Source organism: Mycobacterium sp. (genome assembly GCF_035697385.1).
Taxonomy (GTDB): Bacteria; Actinomycetota; Actinomycetes; order Mycobacteriales; family Mycobacteriaceae; genus Mycobacterium.
Map to the genome: position 1 here is coordinate 1 of NZ_DASSCY010000265.1, position 13,998 is coordinate 13,998.

At 65.4% G+C, this 13,998-nt stretch carries 14 protein-coding genes and 1 pseudogene; 9 read left to right on the forward strand and 6 right to left on the reverse strand.

All coding sequences use genetic code 11. The features are described from left to right. Positions 1-600, forward strand: a 600-nt coding sequence (locus tag VFH65_RS22235; protein ID WP_353324284.1) for a DUF1542 domain-containing protein, incomplete at its 5' end; no start/stop codon positions are given. Between the two features lie 6 nt (positions 601-606). Continuing rightward, on the forward strand, positions 607-897 hold the full coding sequence (locus tag VFH65_RS22240; protein ID WP_353324286.1) for a DUF1330 domain-containing protein: 291 nt from the start codon (positions 607-609) through the stop codon (positions 895-897). A 21-nt stretch (positions 898-918) separates the two neighbouring features. On the opposite strand, the gene VFH65_RS22245 is transcribed toward VFH65_RS22240, so the two are convergent. From VFH65_RS22245 to VFH65_RS22270, 6 genes are read right to left on the reverse strand one after another with little or no spacing between them, the layout of a single operon-like run. Beyond that, positions 919-2,598: a cation:proton antiporter gene (locus tag VFH65_RS22245; RefSeq protein ID WP_353324287.1), complete on the reverse strand. Its 1,680-nt coding sequence runs from the start codon at positions 2,596-2,598 to the stop codon at positions 919-921. Between the two features lie 37 nt (positions 2,599-2,635). Next, positions 2,636-3,442: an Fpg/Nei family DNA glycosylase gene (locus VFH65_RS22250; RefSeq protein ID WP_353324289.1), complete on the reverse strand. Its 807-nt coding sequence runs from the start codon at positions 3,440-3,442 to the stop codon at positions 2,636-2,638. A 13-nt stretch (positions 3,443-3,455) separates the two neighbouring features. Beyond that, positions 3,456-3,935 (reverse strand): ribose-5-phosphate isomerase, encoded by a 480-nt coding sequence (locus VFH65_RS22255; protein ID WP_353324291.1) that lies wholly within the window; start codon positions 3,933-3,935, stop codon positions 3,456-3,458. 26 nt (positions 3,936-3,961) lie between these two features. Beyond that, positions 3,962-4,915 carry an isopenicillin N synthase family dioxygenase gene (locus tag VFH65_RS22260; protein ID WP_353324293.1) on the reverse strand — a complete coding sequence of 318 codons (954 nt, stop codon included), beginning with the start codon at positions 4,913-4,915 and terminating at the stop codon, positions 3,962-3,964. 34 nt (positions 4,916-4,949) lie between these two features. Further along, positions 4,950-5,390, reverse strand: a complete 441-nt coding sequence (locus VFH65_RS22265; protein ID WP_353324295.1) for a nucleoside deaminase — start codon at positions 5,388-5,390, stop codon at positions 4,950-4,952. A 3-nt stretch (positions 5,391-5,393) separates the two neighbouring features. Next, positions 5,394-6,800: a purine-cytosine permease family protein gene (locus tag VFH65_RS22270; RefSeq protein ID WP_353324296.1), complete on the reverse strand. Its 1,407-nt coding sequence runs from the start codon at positions 6,798-6,800 to the stop codon at positions 5,394-5,396. Positions 6,801-6,976: 176 nt separating this feature from the next. On the opposite strand from VFH65_RS22270, the gene VFH65_RS22275 reads away from it, so the two are divergent. The 7 genes and pseudogenes from VFH65_RS22275 to VFH65_RS22305 all read left to right on the forward strand — a co-directional run. Beyond that, positions 6,977-8,260 carry a DUF1116 domain-containing protein gene (locus VFH65_RS22275; RefSeq protein WP_353324298.1) on the forward strand — a complete coding sequence of 428 codons (1,284 nt, stop codon included), beginning with the start codon at positions 6,977-6,979 and terminating at the stop codon, positions 8,258-8,260. 2 nt (positions 8,261-8,262) lie between these two features. Further along, positions 8,263-9,612, forward strand: a complete 1,350-nt coding sequence (locus VFH65_RS22280) for a glutamine synthetase family protein (protein WP_353324300.1) — start codon at positions 8,263-8,265, stop codon at positions 9,610-9,612. Further along, positions 9,609-10,286, forward strand: coding sequence for a gamma-glutamyl-gamma-aminobutyrate hydrolase family protein (locus VFH65_RS22285; protein WP_353324302.1), 678 nt, complete (start codon positions 9,609-9,611; stop codon positions 10,284-10,286). The genes VFH65_RS22280 and VFH65_RS22285 overlap by 4 nt, the downstream gene beginning before the upstream one ends. 11 nt (positions 10,287-10,297) lie before the next feature. Further along, complete coding sequence (locus VFH65_RS22290; protein WP_353324304.1) at positions 10,298-11,791, forward strand: purine-cytosine permease family protein; 1,494 nt, start codon at positions 10,298-10,300, stop codon at positions 11,789-11,791. A gap of 57 nt (positions 11,792-11,848) precedes the next feature. Further along, positions 11,849-12,862 carry a LacI family DNA-binding transcriptional regulator gene (locus VFH65_RS22295; protein ID WP_353324305.1) on the forward strand — a complete coding sequence of 338 codons (1,014 nt, stop codon included), beginning with the start codon at positions 11,849-11,851 and terminating at the stop codon, positions 12,860-12,862. 61 nt (positions 12,863-12,923) lie between these two features. Then, positions 12,924-13,565 (forward strand): flavodoxin family protein, encoded by a 642-nt coding sequence (locus VFH65_RS22300; protein ID WP_353324307.1) that lies wholly within the window; start codon positions 12,924-12,926, stop codon positions 13,563-13,565. Positions 13,566-13,621: 56 nt separating this feature from the next. Continuing rightward, positions 13,622-13,998 (forward strand): annotated as a pseudogene (locus tag VFH65_RS22305) (hypothetical protein); the annotation flags it as partial.

Sequence of the window (13,998 nt, forward strand, 5' to 3'; positions counted from 1 at the left end):
AAGCAGGCGATGGCCGACGCGTCCGAGCGATACACCGCCGCATCGTCGGCGGTCGAGCAGGCGACCACCGCCCGACAGGCGTTACTGGCCAAGGAAAGCGCGCTCGAGGGCCTTTACTACGTTCGCGCGGCCCGGGTGGCGATGGGCATGGATCCCGGTCCTGAGCTCGAGACGCTGGCCGGTCAGCGGTCTGCGGGCACCGTCACCGAGGACCGACGGGTGGAGTTCGAGGGACGCGAAATCGAGGCGTCCCCCGGACCTTCGGAGCGAACCCCGAACTACTACCCCGGCGGGCGCGTCGCCGGCCGTCCCGTCCCCGCCGGCTGGTACTCGGAGCCGTGGTGGAAACCCGCTCTCGTCGCCGGCGCGTGGGGTGTGGGCTCGATGTTCCTGTTCAGCGCGTTGTTCTCGGGTATGCATGGCAGCGGCTATGAGCAAGGCTTCGCCGACGGCCAAGACCAAGGCGCCGACCAGGGTCAGGACGCCGGCGCCGACTACCAGGCAGACGGCGGCGGTGATGGCGGCGGCTGGGACGGCGGTGGATTCGACGGCGGCGGTTGGGGCGGCGACTTCGGCGGCGGCGACTTCGGCGGCTTCTGACGCACAGTGTCGGCCTACGTCATCTCCGAAGTCGAGCTGCTCGACGAGCCAACCTTCGACCGATATCGCGCGCTGGCACAAGAGTCGATCCAGGAGTACGGCGGACGTTACGTGGTGCGAGGGGCGTTGCCTGAAGCAGCCGAAGGTGATTGGCCGTCGCAGCGGCGGTTGGTCGTCGTGGAGTTTCCCGACATGGACACCGCACGGCGTTGGTACTCGTCGAAGTCGTATGCCGAGGCAATCGCCATCCGCGACCAGGCGCTGCGCCGACGTCTGTTGTTCGTCGACGGCATCTAGTTTTCGTTCGTTCGCGCTAGATCAGAAGCGACTCTCCAGACGCGCCGACACTCCGGCCTCCTGCAGGTCGAGCCGCTCGAGCATCGCTCGGGCGGCTTCATCCTCGATGCGGCCGGCGTCACGTTCGGCGATGAGTGCGGCCCGCTGCGCCGACAGCACCCCGCGGTACAGCGACGAGAACACCTCGGCACGCAGCGTGTGCGACTCCGGGTCGGGCATCTCATCGGCGTCCTGGGAATGACGGGCGATCGTGCGCGTGATGTTGGCCAGGGTCGCGGCGTCCAGACCGGCAGGCGGCTCGGCGGCGAACTGTGACAGCACATCGTCGGCCGCGTCGTGCACGATCTGCTCCGCCTTTCGCGTCTCGGCGTCGTCGGAGGCCCGATCGGCCTCGAAAGACGGCCGTAGCCACCGGATCAGCAGCGGCAGCGTCCAGCCCTGAATCAGAAGGGTGCCGACGCTGACCGCGAATGCGATCGCCTGAATGGTCGCGCGTTCGGGGAAGGGGTCACCAGCGACCGTCATCACCGGAATGCCTGACGCGGCAGCCAAAGTCACCACGCCGCGCATACCCGTCCACGACACCACGACGTTTTCCTGCCAGGTCAGCAAGCGCCGGTCGACGACATCCGACCACCTTCGCTTCTTGCGTTTTCGGGTGCCGAGCGCGCCGCGAGCACCCCCGGCCGGCACCGGCACGCTCAACCGGTTCTCGACATGCCGCGACAGCAGGCCCCGTCCGAACATCAAGAACACGCACGTCGGCCGGATCACCAGCACCACCAACAGCACGACACCTGAGGCCAGCGCGACTTCGGTCAGCGACTCGTGCGCCTCGTGCAGGTCCTCGATCACGAAGCGCAACTGCAAACCGATGTAGGCGAACACGAACGCCTCGAGCATCACGTCGACGGAGTTCCAGACGTAGCGTTCCTGCAGCCGCGTCTGATAACCGGCATCGAGCGAACCGTGGCCGACCACGAATCCCGCGACGACCACCGCCAGCACGCCCGACGCATGCAAGTGCTCGGCGGAGATGAACGCCGCGAACGGAACTACCAACCCCTGAATGGTTTCCAACCCGGGGTGCGCCAGCCGGCGGCGGATCCACAGCGTGATGTAGCCCAGTACGGCGCCGACGAGAGGCCCGAGCACCGCGCTGTAACTGAACAGCAGTACCGGGTTGTCGATGAAGGCCCGGCTACCCGCAACCTGCGCGACGGCGATCGAGAACAACGCCAGCGCCGCCGCGTCGTTGACGAGGCTCTCCCCCGTCAGGATGGCCATCACCTTCTTCGGAAGCCCGAGCCTGCGGCCGACGGCGACGGCGGTGACGGCATCGGGCGGCGCCACCACAGCGCCGAGAATCAGCGCGGTACCGAACGTCAGCGAGGGCACGATCCACGAGGCCACACCGGCGACGGCGACGGCGGTGATGATGACGAGCCCGACTCCGAGGCCGAGTATGGGCCGGATGTTGCGCAAGAACGTCGGGAACGAGAAGTCCAGCGCCGCCGAGTACAGCAGCGGCGGCAGTACTACCGACAGCAGCACCTCTGATTCCAGTTCGATGCCTTCGAATTCCGGTGCGAACGACACCGCGAATCCCACGACGACCAGGATGAGTGCGGGCTCCAGCCCGCGCCGATGCGCGATGGCAGTGACCACGATGGCGCCGACGACGACGAGGATGAGTTCCACCCGCAGATTGTCGCGTCAATCAAGCGGTATCGCTGCGTTACTTCTGGCAGCCCGGGCACCAGAACAGGTTGCGGCCTTCCATCTCTGCGGTGCGGATCGCGGTGCCGCAGACTCGGCACGACTCCGCGGCGCGGCGGTAGACGTAGGTGCGCGGCCGTCCTGGCGCATATGACGGCGGGCCGTGATCGTGTTCGGGGCGCACGACGATGATCTTGCCGCGGCGAAATCCCACCTTCATCAACTCGACCAGATCGGTCCACATACCGTCGAATTCGGCTTCGTCGATGTGGGTGCCCGGCCGGTAGGGGTCGATGCGATGCCGGTACAGCAGCTCGTTGCGGTACACGTTGCCGACACCCGCGATCACGGTTTGATCCATCAGTAGCCCACCAATTGGCCGCCGCGACTTACGGATTCGAGCCCATGCCAGGGCACCGTCGGCATCTCGTCGCAGCGGGTCAGGCCCGAGTTTGGCGATCACGTCGGCGATTTCGGGTTCTTCCATCACCTCACAGACCGTCGGCCCGCGCAGGTCGGTGCCGTACTCGGCGCCGATCATCCGCATCCGCACCTGACCGACCGGCAGCGGCTGTGTTTCTCCGGGAATCGCCCCCCATTCGGTGAACGTGCCGTAGAGCCCGAGGTGCACGTGCACCACCCGGCCGCCTTCGTAGTGATGGAACAGGTGTTTACCCCAGGCGCTGGCCTTCTTGAGGACCCGGCCGTTGACCGCGGCCGCGCCGTCGACGAACCGGCCCTGCGGGCTCGACACCATCACCGGCGCGCGCCCGAAACGGTGCTGATGCAGCCGGGCCAGCCGGTGCAGCGTGTGGCCTTCGGGCATCCCTACGCAGTGTTCACTGGCTGGCGCCGGGCACCGCCGGCGCGACGTGGGTGCGTTCGTACTCGGCGAGAATGTCGATACGTCGTTGGTGCCGTTCGGCTTTCGACCACTGCGCGGTGAGAAAGGCGTCGACGATGGCCAGCGCTTCCTCGGTGCTGTGCATGCGCCCGCCGATGCCCATCACTTGAGCATTGTTGTGCTCGCGCGCCAGCGTTGCGGTCTCCACACTCCAGCCGAGGGCGCATCGCGCGCCGGGCACCTTGTTGGCGGCGATCTGCTCACCGTTACCCGAGCCACCGATCACGATGCCGAGGCTCTCCGGATCGGCGACGGTCTTCTCCGCCGCTGCGATGCAGAACGCCGGGTAGTCGTCCTCGGCGTCGTAGGTGTAGGCGCCGCAGTCGATCGGCTCGTGTCCGGTCGTGCGGAGGTGCTCGATGATAGCCTGCTTGAGTTCGAAGCCCGCGTGGTCAGAGCCCAGGTAGACGCGCATGGCGGTCATTCTGGCAGACGCGCAGATTAAGCAACCGTGATGGCTTCCAGCCGCTCCTTGATGAACGCCGACGACGTCACTGGCTGCAGCCCCGACACCTGCCCGATCGGCGGCGCCAGCGGCGTGACGACCGCGTCGTGGTTGGCCTCGTAGAAGTAGATCAGCGAGACCAGATCCTCCTCCGGAGCATGCGGTTGCGGTGGCAGCACTCGGTGCCGCCCCGACGGCCAGCGACGTCCGCTCCAGTACTCGAGCAGATCGCCGATGTTGACCGTCAACGCCTCCGAGTCGTACGGCGCGTCGCTCCAGCCGTCGGCGTCGGAGTACACCTGCAGACCCCCGGCTCCCGGCTCGCGGTCCAGGATTGTCACCGTGCCGAAATCGGTGTGCGGGCCGATCCGGAACTGCCCAGGCTCGGGCTCACCGACCACACTGACCGGCGGATAGTGATTGATGTTCATCGTCCACGTCGGCCGGCTGGCCAATGACGCGAACGGATTCTCGGGCAGGCCGAGCGCGTAGGCGAACAGGGCCAGCAGATCGTCGGCAAGCCGCCGCATGGCATCGGTGTACTCGGTCACCAGCGTCTGCAATGACGGCACTTCGGCGGGCCACACGTTGGGCGCGAACCAGATCCGGTCGACGTCTGGGTCGCCGGTCGCCGTTTCGGCGCCCAGGCTGTAGCTCTCCTTCAGATCGGGCGGTGTCTCGGTTCCTTCGGCGTACGCGTTGGCCTCGGCGCCGGGAGCAAGCCAGCCGTGGCCGCCGACGGACACCGAATAGCGCCGTTTGATGTCAACGGGCTGATCGAAGAACGCGCGGGCGGCGGCGCGCACGTCGCGAGCGAGCGCCGGGTCGACACCGTGGCCGGTGACGAGGATGAATCCCGCCCGCTGCAGCCCTTCATCAACGGCGGATGCGGCGGCCTTCGCTTGCGTGCCGCCTTCGCGCCAGTGCGAAATGTCTACGGTGGCAATCACTCTGAGACTCTCCTGATGCTCTTCGCACAAGTGCTCATCGGCCGATATCTTCGTTCCACAGCTGCGGGTTTGCGGCGATGAACTCTGCCATCATCGTCACGCAGCGCTCGTCGTCGAGTACGGTCACCGAGACCCCGTGTTCGGCAAGCCAATCGTGCCCGCCGGTGAACGTGCGGCTCTCCCCTATGACGACGGCCCCGATGTTGAACTGTCGCACCAGTCCGCTGCAGTACCAGCATGGCGACAGTGTCGTCACCATCACGGTTGAGCGGTAGTCGCGTTGGCGGCCCGCCGCACGGAACGCATCGGTTTCTGCGTGCACCGACGGATCGTCGTCTTGCACGCGGCGGTTGTGGCCACTGCCGAGCAACACTCCATCGGCGGTGAACAGCGCCGCGCCGATCGGAATGCCGCCCTCGGCCAAGCCTTTTCGCGCTTCGGCGTAGGCCACGTCGAGCATCTCGGCCGCATCCATCGGCTAGACGGCGCTCCGTTCTGCGTCGATCTTGGACCGGCACAGCACCAAGTACGCCGCGCCTGCAAGCACGAATCCCACGTAGAACGTGATATCACCCAGCTGTGGGAATGCCGCGGCCACCACGCCGACGAACTTCTGTTGATTCGAGAACAACAACACCGACGCTGCCAATCCGATGACGAAGGACAGCAAGCCATTCCAGTTCGTGTATGAGCGGTCGTACAGGAAGCCGGCAATAGTCTGACCGCGCCGCAGGTACTGATCGGCGAACACCACACCCAGCCACGGCCCGATCCAGTACGCGATGATCAGCAGGAACGCCTCATAGCTGTGCGCCGCGTCGGGCAGAGCCCACCACGCCACCAGGAAGCCGGCCACTCCGAAGAACACAGTGACCAGCGCCCGGGCGATGTGGGGTGGCAGCTTGATGCCGAGGGTGACGAAAGCCATTGCGCCGGAATAGACGTTGATGGAGTTCGCCGCGATGGCGCCGATCGCGATGGCCAGCAGTGTGGCCTTTGCCAGCGGCGAGGCAAGCTGGCTGGTGAAGGCCTCGGTGGGGTTGCCCAGCGAATCACCACCGAGAGTGACGGATGCGGCTCCGACGACCTCCAGCAGGACGCAGGACAGGAACAGGCCTGCCGACGCATACAGGCCGGTGCGGGCGGTATTGACGGTCGACGGCAGATAGCGGGTGTAATCCGCGGCGTACGGCGTCCATCCTGCCGCGTAGCCGAACGCGGTGCCGACGGTGAGCAGGAAGCCGCCCGTGCCGCCCATGCCGCCCGCGACGGCGGGTCCCCCCAACTCGGCTTTCGACAGGATCACGATCGATGTGATCGCGAAGATGACGCCGAGCACGGGAAACGTCCACCGTTCGAAGGCCTGCACCAGGTTGTGCCCGAAGAACGCGAAGCCGGTCTGCAGCGCCACGATGATGATCAGGCCGAGCAGCGGGCCGATGCCGAACAGCGCGGCAAGTGCGTATGCGCCGCTGACGCTGTTGGTGGCGAACCAGCCGACACCTGCCGTCACCGACATCAACACCGCAGGTAAGGCATTTCCCTTGAACCCGAAGGCAAGTCGGCCCAACACCATTTGCGGCACACCATGCAAAGGGCCTCTGGCGGACAGCAAGTAGTGCGCGATCGCGCCCAAGCCGGTGCCGATGACGATGCCCGCCACCGCCTGCCAGAACGTCATGCCGTAGGCGGCGACGGCCAGCACGCCGACGAAGATCGTCGCGAACTCGAGGTTGGGCGACGTCCAGGTCCAGAACAACTGGCGCGGGTGCCCGTGCCGGTCGGCCTCAGAGATGAACTCGTTGCCACCCGGTTCCACCGCGACGATGCGGTCGCGGTAGGTGCCGTCGGTCTGCACGGTGGGTTCAGTCAGCGTCACTGTCATACCGTCGTACCCGCGGCCATTGGCTGCAACCGGAGTAAACGCGCCGGAAACAAATCCACTCCGCGGGTAGCACCCTCTTGACAAGTCGACGTGTGAGTCGCATCATTGCCAAAACGTTTTATCACTCAGTTCACAGCTCCAAATCGGTTGCAAAAACCTTTTAGCAGGAGGCATGTATGACCGCTACCTCTCCACCCCGCAGGTCCACTGCGACCCAGACCGCCAACGACATCGCAGTGCAACGTCTCTCCGCATCGGAACCGGTACTCATCGACGTCCTGCCCGCGCTCGAAGCGATACCCGATATGCGGCGCGACCTGATCCTCACCTCGGGACCGACCATGCCGTGGTCGCAATATGGCGGCGGTCAGCGCACCGCAATCCTTGGCGCCGTCGTCTACGAAGGCCTGGCCGCTGACACGTCCACCGCCGCAGCCCTACTGGCCAACGGCGAGGTGACGGTCGCCGGTTGTCAGGACTACGGCTGCGTCGGGTCCCTGGCGGGTGTGACATCGGCGTCCATGCCGGTCGTGATCGTCGAGGACGCGCACAGCAGGCAGCGCGCATTCTGCACATTGTTCGAAGGCGAGACGCCGGACCGGCTCAACTACGGCGTCTGGAATCGCGCTGTCGACGCCAACTTGCGGTTCTTGGCCGAGGTTGTCGGACCGGCACTAGGGCAGGCGATTCGCCGCAGCGGTGGCATCCGTCTTGTGCCCATCATGCAGCGGGCGCTGCGGCAGGGCGATGAGCTGCACAGCCGCAACACCGCCGCCTCGTTGTTGTTCGTGCGGGAGATCTTGCCCGCGCTCGCCTCCGCTGGCGATTCCGCAGGCGAGCTGGTCAACTATCTGACAGCGGGTGATTACTTCTTCTTGCGACCGGCCATGGCCGCCGCCAAGGTCATGGTCCGGCAAATGTCCGGCATCCCCGGCTCATCGATCGTCACGTCAATGGCGATGTCCTGCAAGCACTTCGGCATCCAGGTGTCCGGCCTGGGGCACCGATGGTTCACCGGCCCGCTCCCCCACTTCGAGCACTACCGGCTGACCGACGGACACCGCATCGAGGACGCCCAGTTCATGGGTGGCGAGAGCATCATCACCGAGGTATGCGGCCTTGGCGCATTCGCCCAGGCGGCTGCTTTCACACTGCAGGACTATCAGGGCGGCGTCGACCGAATGGTCGCGTTGAACGAGCAGATGTACGGCATCACCCACACCGAAAGCGCTTTGTTCACCGTGCCGTTCCTCGGCTTTCGTGGAACCCCGACGGGCATCGACGTCCATGCCGTCGCCGCGACCGGCATCGCCCCAGTGATGGACATCGGTATTGCCGGCGCTGAAGGCGGCCAGATCGGTGCTGGCCTGGCGCGTGCCCCGATCGAACCCTTCGTAGCGGCCAGCGCCGCCCTCCGACAGACCGACAGCCCAGTTTCCAGCACCGAGAGAGTGGAGTAACCGTGGATACCGTCAACCCGTTGTCGAAAGACCACACGCAACTGGCCGAGGAGCTGGCGCGCAAGGGCGTTCAGTATGCGGTCGGCTGCTGGATCGACGTCTTGGGCCGACCAAAATCCAAAGTCGTTCCGATCGACCATCTTCCGAATCTGATCGCCGGCTCGGAACGCTACACACCACGCGGTATGGGCGGCATCGGCAAGATGAACCCCGTCGAAGACGAAGTCGTCGGCATCCCCGACCCATCGACGCTGCAAATCCTGCCCTGGGATCGGCGGTTTGCGTGGATGATCGCCGACATGTCTGCCGGCGGTCGCGAGCCCTTCGCACTATGTCCACGGTCGGCCCTCAAACAGCAGGTGGCCGAGGCCGCCGAGATGGGATACGTCTGCCAGCTGGGCGTTGAGCCGGAGTTCTACGTCTTCAAACCGGAATCGATCGGCGGCGGCCGGCTCACGCCGTTGGCAGCGAGCGGCGAGATCGAGCCGACGCCTGCCTACGATTTCGAAGTCACCTTGGATGCGATGCCATTTTTGGACCGCGTCACGACATACATGACCGAGCTCGACTTCGGCCTGTTCAGCTTCGACGCCGAGGGCGGGCAGGGACAGTACGAGTTCGATTTCGCCCATTCCGAGGTCGTCGAGTCGGCCGACAAAATGACGCTGTTCCGGCTGCTGATTCGCCAGGCAGCCAAGGAATCCGGGCTGCTGGCCACCTTCATGCCGAAGCCGTTCGCCGAGACGTGGGGCTCGGGTGCGCACTTCAACATGAGCCTGGAAGACCGGCACACAGGCGAGAATGTGTTCAAGTCCGCGGACGCGGGATGGCGCAAGGAGGCCTTGCACTTCACCGGCGGCATTCTCAAGCACGCCAAGGCGCTGACGGCATTGTCCAATCCGACCACCAACTCCTATCGCCGATTGGTGCCGCGGCTTGCCGACGGCAATTTCTCCTGGGCGCCGACCAAGATCAGCTACGGACACAACAACAGGTCCTGCATGCTGCGTCTGCCCGAGAATCGTCCGGCCATCGAGAACCGCAGCGTCGACGCCGCGGCGAACACCTACCTGACCGCCGCATTCATGCTGGCGGCCGGCCTAGAGGGAATCCGCGACGGAATCGATCCCGGCAAGCCCGAGGATGTGGTGTCCTACACCGATGACGGCATCGACGTGCTGCCTCGGACCTTGATCGACGCCGTGGAGGCATTCGAGGCAGATCCGCTGATTCACAGCGTGTTTCACGAGTCCTTCATCCGGGACTACGTGGCGATGAAGCGCGGTGAGTGGGAGCGCAGCCACGCCGAGGTCAGCGACTTCGAGCGCACAACCTACCTGCTGAACCTATGACAGTCATCGGTATCACGATCGGCTCCACCGAGCGTGCCGCCATCGTCGCGGCCTACGTGCGGTCGGTGCTGGGGGCGGGAGGTACGCCCGTGCTGTTGCCGTCACTGATGGATGAATCGGGAATCGACGCCGCGATGAAGCGGGTGGACGCCCTGCTGCTCTCGGGCGGCGGCGACGTGCACCCTTCCGAGTACGGAGAAGCACCGCGCGCCAGCCTCGATTCGGTCGATCGTCACCGCGACCGGATCGAACTGCGGGCACTTCGAATAGCGATGGGCAGCGGCCAGCGTGTGCTCGGAATATGCCGCGGTGCACAGCTATTGGCTGTTGCCACAGGTGGTTCACTGATTCAGGACCTGCCGGCCGAAGGCTACTTCGGCCACGCCGACGAAAGCCACGACCGCGGATACGCGACCCTCCGGCACGGCATCAAGACCGAGGTCGGGTCGTGCGCAGAGAGCGCCGTGGCCGGACTCGCCGAGGTCAACTCACACCATCACCAGGCCATCCGAGACGTCGGCAACACGCTGACCGCGACGGCGTGGTCCCACGACGGAATCATCGAAGCAGTCGAAGCGCCGGGCCTACTCGGCCTGCAGTGGCATCCAGAAAGCCTCATCACCACCGACAACCGCCACCTCGAGCCCTTCCGCTGGCTCGTGCACGGCGAGTAGGAGACCTTCCCATGACCCTCAAGCCCACAACCGACCCCGACGGGGCCACCGCGCTGCCCCACCACAAGGACCGCGCCGGCCGCATCGAGCGATACGGCGTCGACTACATCCCCGAAGGTGAGCGCCGATCCTCACCGCGAAACCTGAGCAGCATTCTCTTTGGCGGCTCACTGACGTTCAGCGTCATCGTCATCGGTTGGTTCCCAATCAGTTTCGGGCTGAGCTGGTGGCAGGCGGCGACCGCGGTTATCGTCGGGTCGGCCGTCGGCGCGGCCTTGCTGGCGCCGACAGGCCTACTCGGCCCTCGTACCGGAACCAACAACCCCGTGTCCAGCGGTGCGTTCTTCGGCGTCGCCGGCCGGCTCATCGGATCCGTCCTCGAGGCAACGGCATCGGTCGCCTTTGCCGCGCTTAGCATCTGGACGGGAGGCGACGCCCTCGCGGGCGCATTGACGCGTTTCTTCGGGCTGCAGAACACGGAACCCGTACGCCTGGCGGCCTACGCAGTGCTGGCCGTTGTGGTGACGATCGTGTCTGTCCTCGGCCACTCCAGCATGGTGCTCTGCCAGAAGTTCATGATCCCGACAGCCGGAACCTGTTTGATCATCGGCCTCTTTGTCTACGGACGAGATTTCGATCCGTCCTATACCGGAACGGGTTCGTACGCACTGGGTTCGGTCCACGCGGCGTGGGTGTTGTCCGCCCTACTGTGCGCATCGACGGTCGCCTCCTACGGGCCGTACGCGGGCGACTGGACACGTCATATCTCGCCGCGGCTCCATCCGGACGGATCGATCATGCGAGCGCTGTTCATCGGCGGCCTGTTCGGGATGGGCGGTCCGATCATGTGGGGTGTGTTCACCGCCGCGGTGCTGTTCTCCACCGCGACACCCGACGCTGACAGCTCCTATGTGCTGGGCCTGATAAACGCCGCGCCCGCCTGGTTTGTGCCCGCACTGATCTACGTGGGCCTGGCATCGGGCACCGCACAGGCGGTCATCAACACCTACGGAACGGGCCTGGACACATCGGCGATCATCCCGCGGCTCAACCGGGTTCAGGCAACGCTGGTGGCCTGTGTGCTGGCAACCGCCCTGGTCTACGTCGGCCATTTCTATTCGGCTCTGGTCAACGGCGTCGCAGTCTTCCTCGTGCTGCTGGCGTGTTCGTCGGTGCCGTGGATCGTCATCATCACGATCGGTCACTTTCACCGGCGCGGCTACTACGACACCGAAGACCTACAGGTCTTCAACCGCGGCGAGAAGGGCGGAATCTATTGGTTCACAGGCGGACTCAACTTCGTCGGCGTCGGAGCCTGGGCGATATCGTTCGCGGCCGGCCTGTTGTTCACCAACAACGAATGGTTCACCTCGCCTGGAGCGGAACTCTTCGGCGGGCTGGATCTGGGTTTCCTGGTTGCGGGCGTTGTCGCCGCAGTCGTCTACCCGTTGGCGTTGCGCGCGTTTCCAGAATCCGCTGAGCTTTTCGCGCCGGCCACGCGTTGAGCCATGCTTGCGTTCGCGTCTGACATCATGGATGGCAGCTTGGCGAGGGAGGTGGAAGTGGCGGTCACGATTCGCGACGTCGCTGCCGCCGCCGGGGTGTCATTGACGACGGTTTCCCACGCGCTGAGCAATCAGGGCCGCATCGGCGAGAAGACCCGGAGGCGAGTACTCGACGTCGCCGCCGAACTCGGCTACCGAGCCAACGTGCATGCCCAGCAGCTGGTGACCAATCGCAGCAGGACCATCGCGATCCAGGTCGCACCGTTCGACTCCACAAGCAAGTCGAGCATGTTGATCCCGAATTCCGAGTACTTCCTCGAGGTCCTCAACGGTGCGTCCGACGAGGCCGACCGCAACGGCTATGCGCTCGTACTCACGCCGCCGGGGGTCGGGCCGACGACGATCGCTGCCTTCGCCGTGGACGGCGCGATCATCGTGGACCCGCACGGCGATGAGGGGTTGCTGAACCCGCAATGGACGGCCACCCATCCGGTCGTGACCGCGGGGCGTACCGCAGGCCGGCGGCGCGGCGAGCACGTGGTCGACAACGACCACCGCGCGGCGGCCATCAACGCGTTCGAGCACATGTGGGATCAGGGCTACCGCAGACCCGCCGCGATGATCACCGATCGCGCCCGGTCCTACACACGTGATGTCGTGGAAGCGTACGAACAGTGGGCGAAGGCTCGCGGTGTGCCCGTCCAGTGGGTCGAAACCGGGGCGGAGATGTCGGCGAAAGCTGCTCTGCGACAACTGCTCGACGGCCCGGCGCCGCCCGATGCGATTTACGCCGGTTCGGAGGACATTGCGCTGGACGTCCTGCACGAAGCGGCGATCCTCGGCGTGCAGATTCCCGACGACCTCGGGCTATGCAGTTGCGTCGACAGCAGTACCTTCAACCTCACCACCCCGGAGCTGTCAGGCGTGTTCTGCAACCCGAGAACGATCGGCGCGCAAGCCGTTTCGCTGCTCATCGGTCTGATCGATGGCGACGAACCCGCCGTCGGCACCGTCACCGTCCCGACCGAACTAAAAATCCGACGATCAACGTTGCGAAAACTGGCGGGCTGAGACCTGCCGCGCCCCGCTCCCATCCGCAGCCCTGAAAAAAGCTTTTAGCACGGAGGACACGATGAAGACACTGGTAATCAGCGCCAGCCCACGCGAGGACGGCAACTCACATGTCCTTGCGCGTTCGGCCATCGACGGTGCCCGCGCGGCAGGCCACGACGTGGAACACGTCTTTCTCGACGAGTACGTCGATCGCCTGTTGGGTAACTGCCGGCGCTGCCGCCGCGTCGAAGACGGGCTCTGCTCTCTCGACGACCGCTACGAGGAACTGCTCGTCGATCGCATGCTGCCCGCCGACGGCATCATCTTCGCGATGCCGTTGTACTTCTACGGCATGCCCGGCCGGCTGAAGACCGTCTTCGATCGATTGTTCTGCTACACCGCGAACAGCGCCCCCCAACAGGCGCAGGTCGTCGACGGGATCATGAACAAGAAAGTGGGCGTGCTGATCTCGTGCGAGGAGAGCTATCTCGGCGCGACCCAGGGCGTCATCGCCCAGTTCCAGGAGCTCACCCGCTATCTCGGGCAGGATCTCGTCGGCGTCGTGGTGGGCAACGGCAACAGCCGCGGGGAGATCGTGCGTGACCCCAGTAACCCGCTGTCGTGCGCCCACGATCTCGGCGCCCGGCTGTTCGATATCCGCGTCACCGATTACCGGCTGGACACCGTGCGGTCCAACCGGGTGTGGGAGCAACCGGCCTAATACAGTGAAAGCGTGCGACGCCGGCGCGCGGATCAGTTGGAGCGGCGTCTACCGCGGTGGCAGAGCTGGAACTTCCCGCGGCCGTGTTCAAGACCTGCCCGTGGCAGCCGCGTGAACTCATCGACACCGGTTGCGCCAGTGGTTGCGCTGCTGCGCACCTGCGCTGCGTGACAACCAAGTGATCGGTATGCCCTCGCGCGCCGTCGACGAGGCGTGGCACGGCCTGATTTTGTGCACGGCACGGTATGCGGCCTTCTGCAACCAGGCCTACGGCCGGTTTCTGCACCACCATCCCGACGGGGGCGCACCGACCGATGTCGCGGGAGCCAATGACCCTGTGGCCGAACAGCTTCGGCGAACAGTGATCGCATGGTCACTGGTCGCGATGCCAGGGCGAGCAGTGCGTCCTGTGGGATCTCGATCGGCGCGTCGG